Annotated in this window: 20 protein-coding genes; 4 read left to right on the top strand and 16 right to left on the bottom strand. The window is 72.6% G+C overall.

Features of this window, described 5'->3' with window-relative positions; translation table 11 throughout:
* Window positions 1-33: 33 nt before the first annotated feature.
* Window positions 34-1,512 (bottom strand): FAD-dependent monooxygenase, encoded by a 1,479-nt coding sequence (locus ACICHK_RS40605; protein ID WP_406841035.1) that lies wholly within the window; start codon window positions 1,510-1,512, stop codon window positions 34-36.
* Between the two features lie 171 nt (window positions 1,513-1,683).
* On the bottom strand, window positions 1,684-1,845 hold the full coding sequence (locus ACICHK_RS40600; protein ID WP_406841033.1) for a hypothetical protein: 162 nt from the start codon (window positions 1,843-1,845) through the stop codon (window positions 1,684-1,686).
* Between the two features lie 39 nt (window positions 1,846-1,884).
* Between ACICHK_RS40600 and ACICHK_RS40595 the strand changes: the two genes are divergently transcribed.
* From ACICHK_RS40595 to ACICHK_RS40585, 3 genes are all read left to right on the top strand, one after another.
* Entirely contained in the window at window positions 1,885-2,469 is a 585-nt protein-coding gene (locus tag ACICHK_RS40595) for an IS607 family transposase (RefSeq protein ID WP_406841031.1), read from the top strand.
* Entirely contained in the window at window positions 2,466-3,920 is a 1,455-nt protein-coding gene (gene tnpB / locus ACICHK_RS40590) for an IS607 family element RNA-guided endonuclease TnpB (protein WP_406841029.1), read from the top strand. The genes ACICHK_RS40595 and tnpB overlap by 4 nt, the downstream gene beginning before the upstream one ends.
* A 342-nt stretch (window positions 3,921-4,262) precedes the next feature.
* Window positions 4,263-5,345, top strand: coding sequence for a methyltransferase (locus ACICHK_RS40585; RefSeq protein WP_406841027.1), 1,083 nt, complete (start codon window positions 4,263-4,265; stop codon window positions 5,343-5,345).
* 108 nt (window positions 5,346-5,453) lie between these two features.
* On the opposite strand, the gene ACICHK_RS40580 is transcribed toward ACICHK_RS40585, so the two are convergent.
* The 10 genes from ACICHK_RS40580 to ACICHK_RS40535 all read right to left on the bottom strand — a co-directional run bounded on the left by ACICHK_RS40580 (window position 5,454) and on the right by ACICHK_RS40535 (window position 16,096).
* Window positions 5,454-6,974: an FAD-dependent monooxygenase gene (locus ACICHK_RS40580; RefSeq protein ID WP_406841025.1), complete on the bottom strand. Its 1,521-nt coding sequence runs from the start codon at window positions 6,972-6,974 to the stop codon at window positions 5,454-5,456.
* Between the two features lie 128 nt (window positions 6,975-7,102).
* Complete coding sequence (locus ACICHK_RS40575; RefSeq protein ID WP_406841023.1) at window positions 7,103-8,629, bottom strand: FAD-dependent oxidoreductase; 1,527 nt, start codon at window positions 8,627-8,629, stop codon at window positions 7,103-7,105.
* Between the two features lie 2 nt (window positions 8,630-8,631).
* Window positions 8,632-9,576 (bottom strand): aromatase/cyclase, encoded by a 945-nt coding sequence (locus tag ACICHK_RS40570; protein WP_406841021.1) that lies wholly within the window; start codon window positions 9,574-9,576, stop codon window positions 8,632-8,634.
* A gap of 100 nt (window positions 9,577-9,676) precedes the next feature.
* The gene (gene fabG, locus ACICHK_RS40565) at window positions 9,677-10,465 is read right to left on the bottom strand and encodes a 3-oxoacyl-ACP reductase FabG (protein WP_406841020.1); all 789 of its coding nucleotides are present in this window, start codon (window positions 10,463-10,465) and stop codon (window positions 9,677-9,679) included.
* 12 nt (window positions 10,466-10,477) lie between these two features.
* Window positions 10,478-10,747 carry a phosphopantetheine-binding protein gene (locus ACICHK_RS40560; RefSeq protein WP_406841018.1) on the bottom strand — a complete coding sequence of 90 codons (270 nt, stop codon included), beginning with the start codon at window positions 10,745-10,747 and terminating at the stop codon, window positions 10,478-10,480.
* A 63-nt stretch (window positions 10,748-10,810) separates the two neighbouring features.
* Window positions 10,811-12,025: a ketosynthase chain-length factor gene (locus tag ACICHK_RS40555; RefSeq protein WP_406841016.1), complete on the bottom strand. Its 1,215-nt coding sequence runs from the start codon at window positions 12,023-12,025 to the stop codon at window positions 10,811-10,813.
* The gene (locus tag ACICHK_RS40550) at window positions 12,022-13,293 is read right to left on the bottom strand and encodes a beta-ketoacyl-[acyl-carrier-protein] synthase family protein (RefSeq protein WP_406841014.1); all 1,272 of its coding nucleotides are present in this window, start codon (window positions 13,291-13,293) and stop codon (window positions 12,022-12,024) included. The genes ACICHK_RS40555 and ACICHK_RS40550 overlap by 4 nt, the downstream gene beginning before the upstream one ends.
* Window positions 13,290-13,619 carry a TcmI family type II polyketide cyclase gene (locus ACICHK_RS40545; RefSeq protein WP_406841012.1) on the bottom strand — a complete coding sequence of 110 codons (330 nt, stop codon included), beginning with the start codon at window positions 13,617-13,619 and terminating at the stop codon, window positions 13,290-13,292. The genes ACICHK_RS40550 and ACICHK_RS40545 overlap by 4 nt, the downstream gene beginning before the upstream one ends.
* 256 nt (window positions 13,620-13,875) lie before the next feature.
* Window positions 13,876-14,574, bottom strand: coding sequence for an antibiotic biosynthesis monooxygenase family protein (locus tag ACICHK_RS40540; RefSeq protein ID WP_406841010.1), 699 nt, complete (start codon window positions 14,572-14,574; stop codon window positions 13,876-13,878).
* A 49-nt stretch (window positions 14,575-14,623) separates the two neighbouring features.
* A complete protein-coding gene (locus ACICHK_RS40535) occupies window positions 14,624-16,096 on the bottom strand; it encodes an FAD-dependent monooxygenase (protein WP_406841008.1) in 1,473 nt (490 codons plus the stop codon).
* Between the two features lie 166 nt (window positions 16,097-16,262).
* On the opposite strand from ACICHK_RS40535, the gene ACICHK_RS40530 reads away from it, so the two are divergent.
* Complete coding sequence (locus ACICHK_RS40530) at window positions 16,263-16,733, top strand: nuclear transport factor 2 family protein (protein WP_406841006.1); 471 nt, start codon at window positions 16,263-16,265, stop codon at window positions 16,731-16,733.
* An 89-nt stretch (window positions 16,734-16,822) separates the two neighbouring features.
* Here ACICHK_RS40530 and ACICHK_RS40525 read toward each other — a convergent pair whose 3' ends face one another.
* From ACICHK_RS40525 to ACICHK_RS40510, 4 genes are all read right to left on the bottom strand, one after another.
* A complete protein-coding gene (locus tag ACICHK_RS40525) occupies window positions 16,823-17,242 on the bottom strand; it encodes a pyridoxamine 5'-phosphate oxidase family protein (RefSeq protein WP_406841004.1) in 420 nt (139 codons plus the stop codon).
* 284 nt (window positions 17,243-17,526) lie between these two features.
* Window positions 17,527-17,685: a hypothetical protein gene (locus ACICHK_RS40520; RefSeq protein ID WP_406841003.1), complete on the bottom strand. Its 159-nt coding sequence runs from the start codon at window positions 17,683-17,685 to the stop codon at window positions 17,527-17,529.
* A 34-nt stretch (window positions 17,686-17,719) separates the two neighbouring features.
* Entirely contained in the window at window positions 17,720-19,207 is a 1,488-nt protein-coding gene (locus ACICHK_RS40515; RefSeq protein ID WP_406841001.1) for a condensation domain-containing protein, read from the bottom strand.
* Window positions 19,208-19,395: 188 nt separating this feature from the next.
* Window positions 19,396-20,217 carry a 4'-phosphopantetheinyl transferase family protein gene (locus ACICHK_RS40510; RefSeq protein WP_406840999.1) on the bottom strand — a complete coding sequence of 274 codons (822 nt, stop codon included), beginning with the start codon at window positions 20,215-20,217 and terminating at the stop codon, window positions 19,396-19,398.
* Between the last annotated feature and the right edge of the window lie 69 nt (window positions 20,218-20,286).

The following is a 20,286-nucleotide window of genomic DNA, read 5'->3' as shown; positions in this document are numbered from 1 at the left end:
GCGGGGTGGAGCGGGGTGTCGTGCGGCGGGCCGTCAAACGGCCGCGGGCGTCCCGAACCAGCGGGTGAGGGCGGCTTCGAGGTCGCCGCCCGCCGGCGCCGCCCAGGCGATGTGGCCGTCGGGGCGGACCAGCACGGACCGTGGGGCGTCGTGGTGGCCGGCCTCCTGGTCGGCCCAGGCGCCGGTGATGACGTCCACGCGGTCGGCCCAGCGGGCGGCGAGTTCGGCCGGGCCGCCGTCCTTGTCCGTGACGATGAGCACGCCGCGGCCCCGGTGCAGGAGCTCGGCGACCGTCGTGCGGCTGTTGTCGGCGCGCTCGACGGCTCGGTGCGGGGCCAGCCGCAGCCCCAGCAGGGGGTGTTCCCCGGCGCCCATGTCGTACTTGATGTGCAGGCCGGAGACGCGGCCCGCGAGCCGCCGGGCGGCCTCGGGCAGGGTGACCAGTTCGCGCACGACGGCGCGCAGCGGCTCCATCTCCTCGCCGGCGAGGTACAGCATCGACATGGAGTGCACGTCGCGCATCAGCTGCTCACCGATCGGGTGGCGCTCGGTGTGGTAGGTGTCGAGCAGGGACTGGGGCGCCCGGTCCCCGAGCACGGCGGCGAGCTTCCACCCGAGGTTGACGGCGTCCTGGAGGCCGACGCTGACGCCCTGGGCGCCGAGCGGGGCGTGGTCGTGGGCGGAGTCGCCGGCGAGGAAGACGCGGCCCTTGCGGTACTGGGCGGCCAGGCCGGTGGCGTTGGTCAGGGCGCACATCCAGGAGGCGGAGGCGCCGTGGATGTCCTCGCCGGTCATGCGCTGCCAGGCGTCGGCGAGCTCCGAGAACTCCAGCTCGCCCTCGCCGTGGTGCGGGCGGACGCCGGGCTCGTGGATGACGATGCGGTCCACGCCCGGCTCCAGGGTGACGGACAGCACCATGCCGCCGCCCTCGATGCGCTCGCCGATGGGCCTCATGCGTATGTCCGCGCCGACGACGTCGGCCAGGTACATGCCGCGGGTGGCCTCGTCGCCGGGGAAGTCGATGCCGGCCAGGGTGCGCACGGTGGACTTGCCGCCGTCGCAGCCGATGACGTACGTGCCGGTGGCCTCGGTGTACCCGTCGGAGCCCTGGAAGCCGAGGACCACGCCGTCCTCGGTCTCGGTCAGGGTGGTCAGGTCGTGGCCGCGGCGCACCTCGACGCCGAGCTCGTCGATCCAGCGGCCGAGCATGTCCTCGGTGACGGACTGGGCCAGGCCCATGATGCCGAAGTGGCTCTCGTCCAGGAGGGAGAAGTCGATGCGGATGCCGCCGTAGTGGCCCTGCTTGCCCCAGCGGATGTCGCCGAGCCTTTCGAGCAGCCCGCGCTGGTCGAAGACCTCCGCGGTACGGCTGGTGAACCCCAGGCCGCGCGACTCCCCGCTGGGGGCGGGCAGCCTGTCGTAGACGACGACGTCCGCGCCGCCGAGCCGCAGCTCACCCGCGAGCATCAGACCGACCGGCCCGGCGCCCACGATGATCGCGCTCTTTGCCATTTTCGATTCCTCCATGCAGACGGTTTGATCCTCAGAAAAGACCAGGGGGGTCGAGGGGCGGTGCAGCGGGACCGCAGGATCGCTCAGGCGATCCTTGAGATCCGTTCCTCACCCGCGTGAGGCGACCGCCGGTGTGCGGCGGGGCCGCCGCCAAGGTGGTGGAGACGGTGGTCACGGCAGCTCCTTCAGGCCGTGCTCCGTCAACAGGTCGCGGACGAACGCGAGTTCGACGGCCATGCCGTCGACGAGCCGGTCGGGGAGGGCGCTCCCGGGCGGGGTACGCACGGCGCGCCGGTCTCCGGCGAGGGGGCCGGGAACTGCTGTATGATTCATCAGCAAATCTCAGCCTTTCTCATCGGTTATCTTGATCGTGTGAAGCTTTCCGAGTGGGCGGCACGCAACGGCGTGCACTACCAGACCGCGTGGACGTGGGCGAAAGAGGGCCGTATGCCGGTCCCGGTGCGCCAGACGCCGTCCGGCACGTGGCTGGTCGACGAGCCCGCCCCGGAGGTCTCCGGCCGGGTCGTGGCGTACTGCCGCGTCTCCTCGGCCGACCAGAAGTCAGACCTCGACCGGCAGGTCGCACGCGTGGTCCAGGGGGCCACCGGGCTCGGCCTGCCGATCGCGGAAGTCGTGACCGAGGTCGGCTCGGGGCTGAACGGACGACGGCGCAAGCTGCATCGGCTCCTGTCCGATCCGGGCGCGGCCGTGATCGTGGTCGAGCACCGTGAGCGGCTGGCCCGGTTCGGCGTCGAGCACCTGGAAGCCGCACTGTCGGCGTCCGGGCGGCGCCTGGTCGTCCTCGACCCCACCGAGACCGCCGATGACCTGGTGCGGGACATCACCGAGGTGCTGACCTCGATGTGCGCCCGGCTGTACGGGCGCCGGGCGGCGAAGAACCGTGCCGCCCGCGCGATCGCCGCCGCGACCGGCGAGAGCGACCAGGACGCCGGGTGAAGAAGTTCCGGCCGCAGCCCGGTTTCATGGTGCAGGCGTTCCGGTTCGCTCTGGACCCGAACGCCGCCCAGGAGGCCGCGCTGCGCTCGCACTGCGGGGCCGCCCGTGCCGCGTACAACTGGGCGGTTGCCTGGGTCGAGGCGTCGTGGTGGCAGCGCCGCGCGGAGGAGTCCTACGGGATCGCCGAGGAGGCTCTGACCGAGTGGCGGCCGTGGTCGCTCCCGTCGCTGCGGAAGGCGTTCAACGAGGCCAAGCACACCGACCCCAGGTTCGCCGGGTGGTGGGAGGAGAACTCCAAGGAGACGTACTCCACCGGCCTGGCGAACGCATCGGCCGCGTTCGACAACTACGCGAAGTCCAAGCGCGGACAGCGCAAGGGTAAGCGAGTCGGTATGCCCCGCTTCAAGTCGAAGCGGAAGGCGCGCCTGTCCTGCCGGTTCACCACCGGCACGATCCGCGCGGACGCCGACGGCCGGCATGTGACGCTGCCGAGGCTGGGCACGATCCGCACCCACGAACCCACCGTGAAGCTCCTTCAGCGCGTCCAGGACGGGACAGCCCGGATCCTGTCCGCGACCGTCCGCCACGAACGCGGACGCTGGTTCGTGTCCTTCCAGGCTGAGGTCGAGCGCGACCTCGAACGCGTGGCACGGCCGGACGTGGCGGTCGGCATCGACCTCGGGATCAAGACCCTCGCGGTGATGGCCGACAGCACCGGCGAGATCCGCACCGCGCCCAACCCGAACCACTACGACGCCGCACGCAAGCAACTGCGCCGCGCCTCCCGCACCGTCTCCCGACGACGCGGCCCCGACCGGCGCACCGGACAGAAGCCGTCCCGCCGGTGGGAGAAGGCCAACGCCCGGCGGAACAAGGTCCACCACCGTGTGGCGAACCTCCGCGAAGACGCTCTGCACAAGCTCACCACCGCCGTGGCCGCCGAGTACGGCACCATTGTCGTCGAAGACCTCAACGTCGCCGGCATGCTCCGCAACCGGCGCCTGGCCCGCCGGATCGCCGACGCCGGATTCGGGGAGATCCGCCGCCAGCTCACCTACAAGACCCGCCAGCGCCACGCCACCCGCATCGTCATGGCCGACCGCTGGTACCCCTCCTCCAAGACCTGTTCCGGGTGCGGCGTGGTGAAAGCCAAGCTGCCGCTGCACGTCCGGACCTACGAATGCGACGCCTGCCACCTGGTCATCGACCGGGACGCCAACGCCGCACTCAACCTCGCCGCACTTGCGGCAGCCGCAGCAACTGGTACCGGAGTGGCCGGAGACCAGGACACCCCCCAGGTGTCGAAGCCTCGTGGAGCCGACCGTAAGACCTGCGCCACCCGTCCCCGCCGCAAGGCGGAGACGGGGCGGGCCGGTGGCGCAACCCTGCCGCACCAGCGGCAGACAGAAACGAGAGACCGTCCTCAAGCCGAGCCCCTAACGCTCTGGTGATGAGACGGACCCTCCGGGCCGAAATGCCCGGAAGGCTGAGAGTCCTTGAGGCTCAAAGCAACGGCGTCGGACTGCGCAACGCGGTGCCGGGCCCAGGATGCCGACTGCCTCGTCCTGAACGAACCGGTCTCCGGCCCGCGTCGAGCGGCCGCCGAGCGGTTCTGGGCCAGGGCCGTTGGGCGGCCGCGGCACAACTCCCGGGGTGTGCGAGGCGTTTGTCCCGCTCCAGAGACGTACAAGTCGCTTTCCAGGGCGGGTCCATCCCTCCTGCCTACCGTGGCGGGACGGGTCCCTTCCGGCGGTTGGGACGGAGTTCTCGCTCTTGTGTCATGGAGGAACCACATGCCCGCTGTACCGCCCCCCGAAGTCGTCCGCGCCGCGGAGAAGGCCCGGGCGGACCTGCAGAAGCAGGTCCGGGAGCTGGCCCCGCCCCCGTTCGCCCTACTCGAACTGGCCATGGGCTCCATGGTGACCCAGGCCCTGTACGCCGCCGCCGAACTGCGCGTGGCCGAGGCCCTGCAGGCCGGTCCGCGACCGATCGAGGACCTGGCCGCCGAGGTCGGCGCGGATGCCGGGGCACTGGGCCGGGTGCTGCGCCTGCTCGCCTCCCAGGGCGTGTTCACGCGCCAGGACGACGGCCTGTGGGCGCTGACCCCGATGGCCGACGCGCTGCGCGCCGACCACCCGGTGACGATGCGCGACCTGTGCGTGCTGATGGGCCACCCGACGCACTGGGAGGACTGGAACGGTTTCCTGGACTCGGTGCGGACCGGGGAGCCGAGCCTGCCGAAGCGGCGCGGCATGGGCGCCTTCGAATACCTGACGCGGAATCCGGAATACGGCGCGGTGTTCATCGGCGGGATGGGCAACATGTCCTCCACCGAGACCGCGCCGGTCGTGGCCGCGTACGACTTCTCGCAGTTCGGCACGGTCCTGGACTTCTGCGGAGCCGACGGCGGGCTGCTGGCCGGCATCCTCAACAGCGCGCCCGACACCAAGGGCATCCTCTCGGACCCGCGGATCGCCGTGAACGGCGCTGCTGAGTTCCTGGCCGCGCAGGGGGTCGCGGACCGTGTGACCCTGGCCGACGGCGACCTGTTCGACCCGGTGCCCTCGGGTGCGGACGCCTACGTCCTCAAGCACATCGTGCACGACTGGCCGCAGGAGCAGGCCCTGCAGATCCTGCGCAACGTGCGTGCCGCGATCAAGCCGGGCGGCAAGCTGCTGCTGGTGGAGATGGTGGTCCCGGAGGGGGAGGAGCCGCACTCCGGCAAGCTCGTCGACCTGTGGCTGCTGCTGCTCGTGGGCGGCAAGGAGCGCACCCGGTCGCAGTACGCGGAGCTGGTGGCGCAGGCCGGGTTCAAGCTGGAGCGGGTCGTGGAGACCGCCGCGGCCGTCTCGGTCGTGGAGGCCGTCGCCGTCTGACGCGCCGTCCTTGAACCGCCCCGGTTCCGCGTTCTTCCCGACGCGGAACCGGGGCCTTGCGCGTGCCGGCCCCCTACGTCGCCCCCGCATGCCGCGGCCCCGGGGCGGTCAGGCAGAGGCGGCTCCCAGCCACCGCTCCAGCGCGGCCGCGAGCCCTTGCGCGGGCTCGCCGGCCCAGGCCACGTACCCGTCGGGGCGGAGCAGCAGCGCGGGGACGCCGGCCAGTGCGTCCGGGCCGTCGGCCGGCTCGGCGGACACGGTGTGGACGTCGAGGCGGTCCTGCCAGCCGGCTGCCGTACGGCGCGCCCGGCCGTCGTCGGCGAGGTCGAGCAGTACGGCCCGGCCCGGGTGCAGCAGTCGCGCGGTGCGCCGCTCGCCGTCGGCGCCGGCCAGCAGCCGCGCCGGCATGCGCCGGCCGACCAGCGGGTGGGCGTCCTCGTCCGCGCCGAGGTCGTAGCGGATGTCGAGGTGGCTGACCGCTCCGGCCAGGTGCCGCTTGACGTCGTCGTATTGGACCAGCTCGCCCAGCAGCTCGCGCAGCGGGTCCGACTCCGGGCCGCCGAGGAAGACGATCCCCTGGGCCCGGGTGTTGGCCAGCAGGCGGCGGCCGACCGGCCACCGCTCGGCGTGGTAGGTGTCCAGCAGCGCCGCGGGGGCGTCACCGCGGACCGCGGCGGCCAGCTTCCAGCCGAGGTTGGCCGCGTCCTGCACGCCGGTGCTCAGGCCCTGGCCGCCGGCCGGCAGGTGGATGTGCGCCGCGTCGCCGGCCACGAACACCCGGCCCCGCCGGTACTCGGAGGCCTGGCGGGTGGCGTTGGTGAAGGAGGACACCCAGTCGGCGCCACCGTGCGAGATGTCCTCGCCGGTGATGCTCTGCCAGGCCTTTGCGACCTCCTCGAAGGTGACGGTCCGCTCGCGGTCGTGCGCCGGCCGGCCGTCGGGGCAGACGATGATCCGGTCCACGCCCTCGGCGAGCGGGGCCGCCATCACCATGCCGTTGCTCAGGCGCTCGCCGAGGAACCGCGGCCGCAGCGCGCAGCCGGTGACGTCGGCGAGGTACATGCCCTGGGTGGCGTCGGTGCCCGGGAACTCGAAGCCGGCCGCCTTGCGGACGCGGCTGGAGCCGCCGTCGGCGCCCACCAGGTACGCGGCGCGCAGCCGCTGCTCGTCACCCTCGGGCGTGCGGACGGTGATCTCGACGTGGTCCTTGTCGAGGAAGCCGTCGGCGAGCGAGACGAACTCCCAGCCGCGCCGGATGTCGGCGCCGAGTTCGGCGGCCCAGCCCTCCAGCACCGCCTCGGTCTGCCCCTGCGGGATGCCGCGGGCGCCGAAGTGGGCGTCCTTGAGGACGGTGAAGTCGAACTGGGCCCCGCCGAAGTGTCCTACGGGGCTGGTGGCGAGGGTCTCGCCCTGGCCGAACCGGGGCAGCAGCCCGCGCTCGTCGAACACCTCCATGGCACGGGCGGTGAAGCCCAGGCCGCGGGATTGCCCGGTGGGCGCCGCCAGTTTCTCGATCACGACGACGCGGGCTTTGCCCAGGCGCAGTTCGCCTGCGAGCATCAGTCCGGTCGGGCCGGCGCCGACGACGATGACGTCGGTGTCCGCCACTGTCCCTTCGCTGCCTTGCATGGGCTGTCCTTCCTGACAGTGGGGATCACTGGGGAGTGGGTGGTGGGTGGGTGTGCGGGTGGGGTGCGGGCGTGCGCGTGGGGGACGCGCTCGTGGGGGGCTTGTACGGGCTGCCGGTCCGGGGACGCTCAGGGGGCCGGTGGGCGGGCCGGGCCGAACCAGCGGCCGAGTGCCTGGGCCAGCCCGTCCTCGTCCCGGCCGACCCACGCCACGTGGCCGTCGGGCCGTACCAGAACGGCCCCCGGCTCACCGGGAAGCGAGCCGGGCTCCGGGGCGCCGGCGAGGGCGGTGACCCGGTCGGCCCAGCCGGCGGGCACCCGTAGGCCGGTCGCGTCCAGGTCGAGCAGCAGGCCGCCGCGGGCGCGCAGCAGCTCGGCGGTGCTGCCGAGCTCGCGCCCGCGGGAGCGCACGACGGTGTGCGGCAGCCGGGCGCCGAGCAGCGGGTGTGCGGGGCCGGGCACCGGGTAGCGCACGTCGAGTGCGCTGATCATCCCGGCCAGGTGGGCCCGTGCCTCCTCCAGGCCGGTCAGCTCGGCCATCAGTGCGCGCAGCGGTTCCACCTCGGGGCCGCCGAGCAGCAGCAGGGCCTGGGCCTCGATGTTCGCCAGGACCCGGCGGCCGGCGGTGTGCCGCTCGGCGTGGTAGGTGTCGAGGAGGGTGTCGGGAGCCTGTCCGCGCACGGTGAGCGCGAGCTTCCAGCCGAGGTTGAAGGCGTCCTGCAGACCGAGGTTGAGGGCCTGGCCTCCGATCGGCATCTGCCGGTGGGCGGCGTCCCCCGCGAACAGGATGCGCCCGTGCCGGTAGGAGGCAAGCTGGCGGGAGGCGTCGCCGAAGGAGTTCACCCACAGCGGGGTGCCGCCGCTGATGTCCTCTTTCGTGACCCGCTTCCAGACGGTGGCGACCTCCTCGAACGGGGCGTTCGCGGTGCGCGGGCCGGCCGCCTGGCCGAACTCGTGGACCATGACGCGGGTGACGCCCTGGTCGTTGCGCCAGGCGATGGCCAGCCCCCGGTCCAGGCGCTGGAAACGCCGGTCGGGGATGTCGATGCCCTCGACGTCGGCGCGCAGCAGTTCCCGGCCGGCGTCGTGGCCGGGGAAGTCCACCCCGGTCAGCCGCCGTACGGTGCTGTCCTCGCCGTCGCAGGCGACCAGGTAGCGGGCGCGCAGCCGCAGGACTCCGTCCCGGCCGAGGGCTTCGGCCTCGACGTACTCGCCGACCTCGTCGGCGGCGACCAGTTCGTGGCCGCACCGGATGTCGACGCCGTGCGCGATCGCCCGCTCCTCCAGGACCGCCTCGGTCCTGGTCTGCGGCACCTTCCACTGGCCCGGATGGGTGCTGGGCCAGGTGAGGTCGAGCGGGAGGCCGCCGAAGTGGCCGCGCGGCTCGTGGGGCGGCGTGCCGATGTCGGGCAGCAGTTCCCGGGCGTCGAGGATCTCCATGGTGCGGGCGTGCAGTGTGGAGGCCCGGGACTCGGTGGAGGGGGCCTTGCGTTTCTCGACCACGACCACGTCCACGCCGCCGCGTGCGAGTTCGGCGGCGAGCATCAGCCCGACGGGGCCGGCGCCGACGACCAGGACCTCGGCGGCGAGCCGGTCCGGGCGGCCCGTGCCGTCCGGTGCCGGCTCGCCGCCGCCCGTTGCAAGGTCGGGCGCCATGCTCAGGAGGCCTTCGACTCGGCGTAGGCCTTCGCGTGCGCGAGGGTGGCGCGGCTGTTGGTGGACAGCGCCGTGTGCACGTAGGCGCGGGCGTCGGCGACGGTGGCTTCGTCTCCGAGGATGCGCGCGATGTTGTGCGTGTTGAGGCTGACGGTGTGCTGGGAGGATGCGGTGGTGCCCTCGTCGGTCTCGGTGAACGTCCACTCGCCGGTGTGCAGGGTCATCAGGGCCGGCAGGGTGACCTGCTTGTAGGCGATCTTGTCGTGGGGGAAGACCACCCGGTAGGACTTGGTGGTGTGCACCGAGCCGTCCTTGGCGCGGGTGTCCATCTCCAGCTCCTGCAGGCCCGGGGTGTCCTCCTCGAGGCGCACCACGGCCACGTGCGGGAGCCGTTCGGCCCACAGCTGGGCCTCGTTGATGAAGTCGAACACGTCCTTGGCACAGCCCGCGATCTGGACGGTGTCGGTGAAGGAGAAGGTCAGTTCCTCGGTCTGCGCGGCGTGCGCCGCCTCGACGTTGACCTTGAGCGCGGCCAGTTCGGAGGTGCTGTTCTTGTCCACCGCCTGTGCGATCCACAGCAGGTCGTGCGCGTCGTCGTTGATGGCGCTGAAGTCGTGCAGCAGCCGGACGCGACAGGCCGCCTCGCCGAGCGGCTCGATGATCCAGGTACCGCCCATGTGCTTGACGGGCTCGGCAGGGACCTCCTGGCGGAAGGTGATGCGCAGGCCGGCCGGGTCCAGGGTGCGGCGCGAGGTCCAGTTCTTGGGCCGGCCGTTGGCGGTCGCCCAGATCCGGATCTTCTCCTCGGCGCCCCGGTCCTCGATCCGGTCCACGTGGATGGTGGGCGGGAAGATGCGCGGCCAGTTGCCGACGTCGGCAAGCAACTGGTAGACGGCGGCGGCCGGGGCGCCGACGGTGATCTCGTGCTCGACCTCACGCGTGGTCATGACGGGTTCTCCTCGGGTGGTGTTCAAGGGTGCGTGGGGGCGGGCCCTGCCGGGTGGTGTCCGCAAGGTCCCGCCTGCCCCGCGGCTTTGCGGACAAGGCCTAGAAGTTGCCCAGGCCGCCGCAGACGTTGAGCGCCTGCGAGGTGATGGAGGCGGCGGTGTCCGAGGCCAGATAGCCGACCAGGCCGGCCACCTCCTGGGGGGTGGAGTAGCGGCCGAGCGGGATCTTCGCCTGGAACTTCTCGAGGATGGCGTCCTCGGAGGTGTCGTAGGCGGCGGCGTAGCCCTGGCGGACCTTCTGGGCCATCGGGGTCTCGACGTAGCCGGGGCAGACCGCGTTGACGGTGATGCCGGTGGGGGCCAGCTCGTTGCCCAGTGCCTTGGTGAAGCCGACGACGCCGTGCTTGGAGGCTGAGTACGGGGCGCCGAGGACGACGCCCTGCTTGCCCGCGGTGGAGGCGATGTTGATGATCCGGCCGCGGTTCTTGTGCCGCATGCCGCCGGTGCCGAGCACGGCGCGGGTGACGCGGAAGACGCTGTTGAGGTTCGTCTCGATGACGTCCTGCCACAGCTCGTCGGTGATGTCGGCGGTCGGTCCGCCGCCGGAGCGGCCGGCGTTGTTGACCACGACGTCGATGGTGCCGAAGCGGTCGACGGCGGCCTGGACGAAGGCGTCCACCGAGGCGGTGTCGCGGACGTCGACGACCGCGCCGTCCACGTCCAGGCCCTCGGCCTGGAGCTCCTTGACGGTGGCGGCTATGTTGTCGGCGCTGCGGGCGCCGATGAACACCTGATGGTTCTGCGAGGCGAGCAGGCGCGCCGAGGCGAGGCCGATGCCGCTGGTGGCGCCGGTGACGACGGCGACCCTGGGGGTGGTGTGCTGGGTCATGTCCGGATCCCTTCAGGCGGCCGTGGCAGGAGCGAGCTGCATGTTGACGACGTCGATGAAGGTCCGCGGCGTGTGCGCGTCGTTGACGGCCTCCTCGTCGAGGCAGATGCCGCACTCGCGCTCGATGAGGCTGCCGGCCTCCAGCAGGGCGAGGGACTCGTAGCCGAGCACCTCGAACTCGGTGTCGAGGATGTCGCCGTCCAGGTCGACGCCCTCGGCCACGCCCGCGGCCTCCTTCAGGATGCGCTTGAGGTCGTCGAGGGTGAACGCCTTGGTGGCCATGGTGGAAGTCCCTTTCCTCAGTGGTGCTGCGTGGGTGGTGGTGTGGGTGCGGGCGCGGGCGCCCTACCGGGCGGCGCGCACGACCATGGCGGAGTTGAAGCCGCCGCTGCCGCGGGCCAGGACCAGCGCGCTGCGCACCGGTGCCGGGCGCGGCTGGTCCAGGACCAGGTCGAGCAGGTGGTCCGGGCAGGGGTCGACGTGCACGGTGGGCGGGATGACCCCGTCGCGGATGGCGAGGAGGGCGGCGGCCACATCCAGCGGGGCCGCGCCCGAGTACAGGCGTCCGGTCATCGTCTTGGGCACGGTCACCGGGACGGTGCGGGCTCCGAAGACGGCGGTGATCGCCTGGGCCTCGGTGCGGTCCGGTTCGGGCTCGCCGGCGCCGTCGGCGAAGACGACGTCGATGTCTCCGGGGTCGGCGCCCGCGTCGGCGAGGGCGAGCTCGATGGCCTTGCGCAGGCCCGGCTCGCGGCCGCTGCCGGGCCTGGGGTCCATCGTCGAGGCGTGGCCGGCGATCTCGCCGTAGCTGCGGGCGCCGCGGGCGCGCGCCGCGTCGGCGTCCTCGGTGATGAGGATCGCGCCGCCCTCGCCGGGCACATAGCCGCGGCAGTCGCGGTCGAAGGGCAGGTAGGCGCGGGCGGGCTCGTCGCTGGTGGACAGCCTGCCGGTGGACAGCTGGGCCACCCAGCCCCACGGGCAGATGGAGGCGTCGACGGCTCCGGTGACGATCAGCGAGGTGCCCTTGCGGATCTGGCGGCGGGCGTGGGCGACGGCGTCGAGACCGCCGGCTCCCTCGCTGACCACGACGCCGGCCGGGCCCTTCATGCCGTTGCGGATCGAGATCTGGCCGCTGTTGACGGCGTAGAACCAGGCGAAGGACTGGTACGCCGAGACGTACTGGCTGCCCCGGCCCCACAGGCTCTGCAGCTCGCCCTGGCCGAACTCGAAGCCGCCCGCGGCCGAGGCCGTGATGACGCCCATGTCGAACTCGGGCATCTGCGCGGGGTCGACGCCCGCGTCCTTGAGTGCCCAGTCCGTGGCCACCAGCGCGAGCCGGGTGACCCGGTCGGTCTGCGGCAGGATGCGGGAGGGCAGATGGTCCTCGGCGACGAAGCCGGGGATCTCGCCCGCCAGGCGGGCGGGGTAACTCGACGGGTCGAAGCGGGTGATGCGGCCGATGCCGTTCTTTCCGCCAAGAGTCGCCGACCAGTAGTCCTTGATGCCCAGCCCGGTGGGCGAGGCGATGCCGAGGCCGGTGACCACTACCGACGCGGTCATAGGAGATTCCTTTCCGGGCTGGCCAGCACCATGGCGCTCTGGAAGCCGCCGAATCCGCTGCCGACCGTGAGGACCGCGTCGACCAGCTGTTCCCGTGCGGTGACGGGGACGTAGTCGAGGTCGCACTCGGGGTCGGGCGTCGTCAGGTTGGCCGTGGGCGGTACCAGGTCGTACTCCATGGCCAGGGCGGACGCGGCGATCTCGATGGAGCCGATCGCGCCGAGCGAGTGCCCGACCATCGACTTGATGGAGCTGACCGGCGTGCGGTGGGCGTGGTCGCCGAGACTGCGCTTGAAGGCGGCCGTCTCGTGCCGGTCGTTCTGCTTGGTGCCCGAGCCGTGCGCGTTGATGTAGTCGATCGTCTCGGGGTTCATGCGGGCCTCGCCGAGGGCGGTGTCGATGGCCTCGGACATTTCCAGGCCGTCGGGGCGCAGGCCCGTCATGTGGTAGGCGTTGGAGCGCGTGGCGTAGCCGGCGATCTCGGCGTAGATGTGCGCGCCGCGCATCCTGGCGCTCTCCAGTTCCTCCAGGACGAAGAAGGCGGTGCCCTCGCCCAGCACGAACCCGTTGCGGGTGCCGTCGAAGGGGCGCGAGGCGCTCTGCGGATCGTCGTGGCGGGGGGTGGTGGCCTTGATGGCGTCGAAGCAGGCCATCGTGATCGGGGAGATGGGGGCGTCCGAGGAGCCCGCGATCACCACGTCCGCCGATCCCTCGCGGACCAGCTCGACGGCGTAGCCGACCGAGTCGAGGCCGGAGGTGCAGCCGGTGGAGACCACGGTGGAGGGGCCTTCGGCGCCCACGGCCCAGGCGACCTCGCAGGCGAAGGAGCTCGGCACCATGTGGTTGTAGAGGTGCGGGACGGCGTAGGTGTGGTCGACCAGGTCGAGCCGGCCGCCGTCGCTGACGGTCCGGTACTCCTCGTCGAGGCTCATCGTGGCGCCGACCGCGGAGCCGACGGTGACACCGATGCGGTGCGGGTCGATCCCGCCCAGTTCGATGCCGCTGTCGGCGACCGCGCCGCGCGAGGCGACCACCGCGAACTGCGCGGTCCGGTCCAGGCGGCGCACCTCCTGTGCGGTCAGCCCGTGGGCGTACGGGTCGAAGTCGATCTCGGCGGCCACCCGGGAGCGGAAGGGCGTGGGGTCGAAGAAGGTGATCCCGCGGGTGGCGGTGCGGCCCTCGCTCAGCAGGTTCCAGAATTTCTCCTTGCCGATACCGCCGGGGGCGATCACCTCGATTCCGGTGATGACGACGCGTCGGCGGGTCATGCGGACGCTTCCCAGGTGTAGAAGCGTGCGGCCATCGCGTCGGCCGGTGAACGCCAGGTCGTGGGGTCGTAGGCCTCGATGAACGGCTTGAGGTCCTGGCTGATCTGGACGAAGCGCGCATCGCCCTTCGCCTGCTCGATCAGCTCGCCCCCGTTGTCCTCGTCGAAGTCCTGGAGGTGGAAGTACAGGCCCCGGTACGAGAACAACTGGCGGCGCCGCGTTCCCATGCGCTGGGGCATGTCCGTCGCATCGAATTCGGAGAACAGTTTTGCCACATCGGCGGACGAGGCTGCTGCCATCCGGGCGACAATCAACGTGCTGTGCATAAGGTTTGGCTCCTCGGCGTGTGCGCGGCAGAGCGCGGTGCAGACGCGTCCTGGTGGCGGCCTGAATTCGCCACTGGCTTGACGGTCCCGCCCGGCGATAGCGCGCCGCACGGGGGATTCTCGAATTCCGCCGGAGCGGGTGCACGGCGCGCCTTCCCATGGATGGGGGCACGTACGCGGGACGCCCGGCGCCCTGAGCGGGGTGCCGGACGTCCGGGGCATTGCGGTGCGTCGCGCCGTGGGGGGCGCGACGGTTTCACTCGCCGGCGGAGCGGGAGTGCACCACGGTGTACGAGTTGATGTACGGGTCGGCGGTGGAGACGGCGCGGACGCGGTTGTGGGCCTCCTTGCGCGCGGCGGACTGCTGCTCGGGGGCCTGGTCGCGGTAGGAGTCGAAGGCCTCCTTGCTGTCCCACTGGGAGTAGGAGACGACGAACTTGCCGTCCAGGCCGCGGGCGCGCAGGCCCTTGAGGACCACGTGCGAGCGGAAGCCGGGGACCTCGGCGAGGAAGTCCTGGCCCTTGCCGAGGGCGTCGATGGCCTCGTCCTGGCCGTCGTCGGTGACGGAGAAGACGCCGAGGACGGTGTAGTCGTCGCGGTGCGGGCCGACCTCGACCCTGCCGTCGAGGGCGGACGAGGTCAGCGTGTAGGCGACCTCGTTCTGCAGCAGCCTGATCGAGGTGGTGATCTCGCCGAAGACGGGCAGGGTGCGGTGCTTGAACTCCTCGCCCTCGTAGCGCCGCTCCAGGTCCTCGCCGCTGCGCCACTGGATGAAGTTGGCGGTGCCCAGGCTGTCGACGCCCGCGTGCACGGTGCTGTTCATCCAGCCGTCGTAGGCCGCCGCGTCGACGATCTTCCGCATCTCCTCGATCAGGCTGTCCTGCTTCTCGGGCGTGTCGGTGGTGAAGAGGTTGAGGACGGTCAGGTGCTTGTCCTCAAGGGAGATGAAAGGCATTCTTCTTCGCTTCCTGTGGAGGTACGGACAAAGCGGGACCAAGAGGCGCTCAGCCGGCGGGACCGAACCAGCGGGCGAGAGCGTCGGTGAGGCCTTGGGAGCCGGCGCCCTGGGGCGCGAGCCAGGCGACGTAGCCGTCGGGGCGGACGAGGATGGCGTCCACCGGGGCGTCGCAGTCGGGCTGGTCGGCGCGGACCGTCTCGACGCGGTCGGCCCAGCCGGCGGCCGCCTCGCTCAGGCCGTGGTCGCCGCCGAGTTCGAGGAGCACGGCGCGGCCGGCGTGCAGCAGCGCGAAGACCGAGGTCTTCTCGCCGTCGACGACGAGTTCCCGCTCGGGCAGGCGCCGGCCGAGCAGCGGGTGGTCGCCCGCGCCGACGTCGTGGCGGATGTCGAGGCCGGTGACCATGCCGACGAGGTGGCGGCGGACCGATGCGTGGTTGTCCACCAGCTCGGTGAAGACCTCGCGCAGCGGGGTGATGTCGTCGCCGCCGAGGTAGAGGATGCGCTGGGCGAGCGTGTTGGTCAGGATCCGGGCCCCGACCGGGTGCCGCTCGGCGTGGTAGGTGTCGAGCAGGCCCCTGGGCGCCCGGCCCCGGATGTCCAGGGCGAGCTTCCAGCCGAGGTTCACCGCGTCCTGGATGCCCGCGCTCATGCCCTGCGCGCCGATGGGCAGGTGGATGTGCGCGGCGTCACCGGCCAAGAGGACCCGGCCGCGCCGGTACTCGGTGGCCTGGCGGCTGGTGTCGGTGGTGGAGCTGACCCACAGCGGCGTGGCGGCGCTGATGTCCTCGCCCGTCAGGCGCTGCCAGGACGCGGCCACCTCCTCGAAGGTGATCGCCTCGGGGCTCTTGCGCAGGGGCTCGGCGCTGTCGAAGTAGATGACGCGGCTGCGGTCCGGGCCGATGGGGATGACCATCACCATGCCGCCGGGGACGCGCTCGCCGCTGAAGCGCGGGCGCAGCGGTACGCCGGCCACGTCCGCGAAGCGCAGCTCGATGGCCGGCTCGGTGCCGGGGAAGTCGATGCCGGCGAGCTTGCGCACGGTGCTGCGGGCGCCGTCGCAGCCCACCACGTAACGGGCGCGCAGGGTGTGGGTGCCGTCCGCGCCCTGCGCGGTGAGCGTCACGCCCTCGGTGTCCTGGGCCAGGCCGGTGGCCTGGACGCCGCGGCGGATCTCGGCGCCCAGTTCGCGCGCCCAGCCGCCGAGGACGCCCTCGGTGCGGGCCTGCGGGATGCCGCGGGCGCCGTACGAGCCGCCTTCGAGCACCTGGTAGTCGAGCCCGACGCCGCCGAAGTGGCCGACCGGAATGACGCCGACCTCGCCGAAGCGGGCGATCAGGCCGCGCTGGGCGAATTCCTCGATGGTCCGCGCGGAAAAGCCGAGCGCCCGGGATTCCCTGATCGGCTCGGAAAGTTTGTCAAGGATTATCACCGAGGCTTTATTGAGCCTCAACTCGCCCGCGAGCATGAGTCCGGTGGGCCCGGCTCCCACGACCACGGCATCTGCATCAAAGGTGCTCATCCCGCCTCTTCCCACTGGTGTCCGGCCAGTATCACGAGGGCCCGGGCGGGGCGTAAAGACGGATCGATACAGACCTTCGACAATCAATGACAGAAAAGCGTCAGCAATGTCAGATCTTTGTCAGGCGGGGTTGCCCGGACGGGACGGACGAGGCGCATGCTCAAGGATGACCTCCACCGAAATCCTCGAGGAATCCGGCACCGCAAGCCTTCTCGTGGCGGCCCTTTTGAACCGCTATCTGGTCTCCCTCGACGACGAAGAACTCGACGACGCCTGGGCGGCGGAGCTGTTCACCCCGGACGCGGTGGTGGCCTTCCCGCCGATGAGCCGGCACCAGGGCACCGAGGGCATGGCCGAGTTCCACCGCAAGGCCCTGGCGGCCTTCGCCGCCACCCAGCACCTGGGCTCCCCGGCCGTGGTCGTCCTGGACGGGGAGCGGGCCGCCCTGCGCGCCAACCTGGTCTCCACCCACGTGCACCACCCGCGCCACGTCCCGCCGCAGGGCGTGCTCGCGCCGCTGTTCACCACCGGCACCTTCGTCGACGGCGAGGCCCTGCGCACCCCCGCCGGGTGGCGGCTGACCCTGCTGTCCTTCCGCCTGCTGTGGGCGAACGGCACTCCCCCGCCCCTTTCGTAGGCGCGCGAGACGGGTGAGCGCGCGGCGCGGCCGGGAAGGCCGCCGCCGCGCGCCCGGGTGCCGGGGCCGCGGTGGTGCGCGGGTATTGCTCAGGTGTTGAGGGTCAGTACCCGGTCGACCTCGATCTCGATCACCACCCGGCCGGGCGGGTTCGGCGGCGCCGAGAGGTACCGCTCGGCGTACCGCTCGGCTCCCTCGGCCACCCGCCCGGGTTCGCGCACCACCGTGCCAAAGCCCTCCAGCGTGACCCAGGCGAAGCCCTGCACCTGGCAGATCGCCACCCGGCCGCCGGGGCCGGCCAGCAGGTTGCGCGCCTTGCGCGAGGAGGCGACGGTCATGACCCGGACCAGGCCGGCCGTCTTGTCCCAGGTGAACCGTACGGGCGCCGTGTGCGGCGTCCCGTCGGGCCTGAGGGTGGTGAGCACGCCCACGTGCCCGGACTCGTCGAGGAACGCCTCGACCGAGGGCGAGACCCGCGGTGCGCCGGCGCGCTGCTTCGACAGCGGCATCGGGTGATTCCTTTCTCTCGCCGGTGCCCGACGGCCGCGGCGGGGCCGGCGGCGCCGTCGGGCACGGGGGCGGATTGGGCGGCGGCCGACCCGGTCCGCCGGGCGGCCCGGATCCGGGCGGGCAGTGTGCGACGGACCGCTGGAGCGGGGCCGGAGCGGCGCCGCGCGATGGATCGAGTTCCGCTCAAAACCATCCGGTTTCGGCCATGGGCCGCCCGGGGGGCCGGGGCGGCCGACGGCCCGGTCCGCACCCCGGGTCCGGGGCTTGACCGGCCGGACAGGTCCTAGTCGATACCGCGGACGATGGCGGACTCCTCGAGGAACTCCGTGTCGTCCTCGTCCACGCCGGCCAGCCGCAGCGGCGGCGCGAGCCCCACCGGGACCAGGCCGAAGAAGAACATCTCGACCTCCCGGAAATCTTGCCTGATGTCGTAGGTGAACATGGGCGGCTCCTTCACGATGCGTCGCCCCACGGTGTCAAGACCCACTGGGGATCGGCTCGACGTCGGATCGCTCACCGATCGAGTGAAGGCGGAGGCGCACCGCGCGCTGGGCGGCGGAGCCGCGCCGCCGGGCGATCCGCGGCGGCTCGTCCCCCTCGAGGACGGCGAGCACCTGGGCGAGCGTCGTCTCGGCGCCGGTGGCGGGCAGTTCGCGCAGCAGCCGCGCGCAGTGGCCGACCAGACGGGCCGCGTCGGCCGCGGACATCCGGGACCGGTCGTGCGCGGCGGTCAGCGTCAGCGAGCCGTCGGGCCCGCGCTGCGTGAGCAGGGCCACGGGGAAGGCGGTGTGCGCGCCGCTCGCGTACAGCGGCTCGATCCGCACGCCGTGGCCGGCCAGCTCGGCGCGCAGCTCCCGCGGCGGGCGCGGCACGCTGGCGACGGCCACCAGGCTCGCCAGCAGCGGATCGCCGCCCGTGGCCCGGCCGGTCCACTCGTGGATCTGCCCGGCGGAGACCCATTCGTAGGCCGCCATGTCCAGCGCGCGGTCGCGCAGCACCCTCAGCAGCCGCCCCAGCCGGTGCGCCGGATCGACCCGGACGGACATCGGCAGGCAGTTGCGCATCGGCGCGGGCAGCCGCTCGACGGCCTCCAGGGCGATGCCGCGCCCCGAGACGGTGACGCCGAAGCCGACCTGTGCGGGGCCGCTCAGGCCCGCGCCGCGATACAGCAGCATCGCCCAGACCGCCTGCAGTGCGCTGGAGTCGGGCACCGCCTGGGCCGCGGCCCAGCGATACAGCTGCTCGGCCTCCTGGGCCGACAGGCGCGCCTCGGCGCGGCCGCAGCCGCTCTCCAGGGTGTCCGGGCCGGGCGCGGCGGGCAGCACGGCGGGCGCGCCCGCCGGTATGGTCCGGGTCCAGAACTCCCGTGCCGGGCCCACATCCTGGTGCTGCAGCCAGCGCGCCCAGTCGCGGATGTCGGGCCGCCTCTCGCCTCCGGGCAGCGCGCCGCCGGCCAGATAGGCCCGGTAGAACTCGTCCAGGAGGACGAACACGCTCCAGGCGTCCAGCAGTGCGTGGTGGAAGGTGAGCAGCACGCGCGTGGCGGGCGCGGCGGGCGCCGGGTCGTCGACCAGGGTGACCCGCAGCGGTCCCGGGCCGCGCAGGTCGAAGCCGCGCAGCCGGTCGCGTTCCACCAGCTCGTCCCAGTCGACGCCGCCGGCCCGGTGGCGCACGACCTCGACGGCGGCCCGGTCGTGCAGGACCACGCGCGGCCACGGCTCCCAGTCGACGGCGGCGCGCAGCACCGTCTCCCGGTCGGTGACGGACTGCCAGGCCGCGGTGAACCGCTCGGTGTCCAGCGGTCCGCACCAGCGCCAGGACAGCTGCTCGACGTGGCGGCCGGTGCCTTGGTGCTCCAGTGAGTCCAGCAGCAGGTCGTGCTGCCACCAGGTCAGCGGCAGGGCGCACTCCGCCCGGCGGCCGTCTCGTTGCCGGCCCGCGCGCGGGCGGCTCGGCCTGGCCATGTGGTCGCCCTCCTTCGGTCCGGGTCAGCGGCTGCGGGGCGCCCGGAACGCCGGAGGACCCCGAGAGCGGGGCGCCCGGGGGCGCGCTGCTCCCGGTCCCACGGTGGAGCAGCCCGCTGCCGGGGAGCTGGCAGGGCGCTGGCACGCCTCGAGGTCCGCCGCAGCGCGCCTCGGGCCCGGGCCGCGGGTCAGCTCCCGCTCTGGTTCATCGCCGACAGGAACCCCCGGTCGAGCATGGTCCCCACCGATGTGTCGTCCGCGGTGGACAGCCCCGCGTCGTGGCAGGCCGTGCTCAGCAGGTAGCGGCCCATCACCGGATGCGTGGCAAAGCCCCACTCCCCCCGGGTCGCCGCGCTGCCGTCCGCGGCGTGCAGCCGTGCGCTCGTCGGGCCGGACTCCGTGAAGCCGAACTCCTTGAAGCCCAGCCGCAGCCCCTGCCCGAGCGCCTTGCTGTAGGCCTCCTTGAGGGTCCACAGCTTCAGCGCGTACGGGACCCGCTCCGCCTTGGGCAGACCGGCGATCTCCGCCGCCTCGGCCGGGGTCAGGATCTGCGCCTCCAGCAGCTCCAGCCGTACGGTGCGGCCGGCCGGCTCCACGTCCACGCCGATCCGGCCCGTGCGGCTCAGCCCGACGGCCATCAGGTCGCCGGTGTGGGACAGGCTCAGCTCGATCTGGTCGAAGCCGCGCAGATAGGGGCGCCCTCCCAGCCGGTAGGCCAGGTCGAGGTACTCCGGCGGGATGCCGAGCGCCGCCGCCGCCGTGTACTTGATGAGCAGCCGGGCGGCGGCGAAGCGGTAGCGCACGGTGGCGTCGGGGGTGCGCCGGTAGCGGTCCCAGTCCGGCCCGAGCAGCTCGCGCAGCCGGGGTGTGGTCAGCACGCTGGGCAGCCATTCGCTCCAGGTCGTGTGGACCACCGCGTTGCCGAGCCCGGTCAGGTTCTCCTTCACCCCCTGCCACGGACCGTGCGGCCGCGGCACACGAAGGGGGGCGGCGCATCTCACCTGCTCCATCGTCGTCTCCTGCGGGTAGTGCCGTCCGTCCCGGTCCCGCGGGGCGGACGGCGATCTGGCCGGGGCGTT

It is taken from the genome of Streptomyces sp. AHU1, from assembly GCF_045343905.1.
GTDB lineage: Bacteria > Actinomycetota > Actinomycetes > Streptomycetales > Streptomycetaceae > Streptomyces > Streptomyces triticiradicis.
The sequence above is the reverse complement of the archived record's forward strand: the minus strand, read 5'-3'. Positions and strand labels throughout refer to the sequence as shown.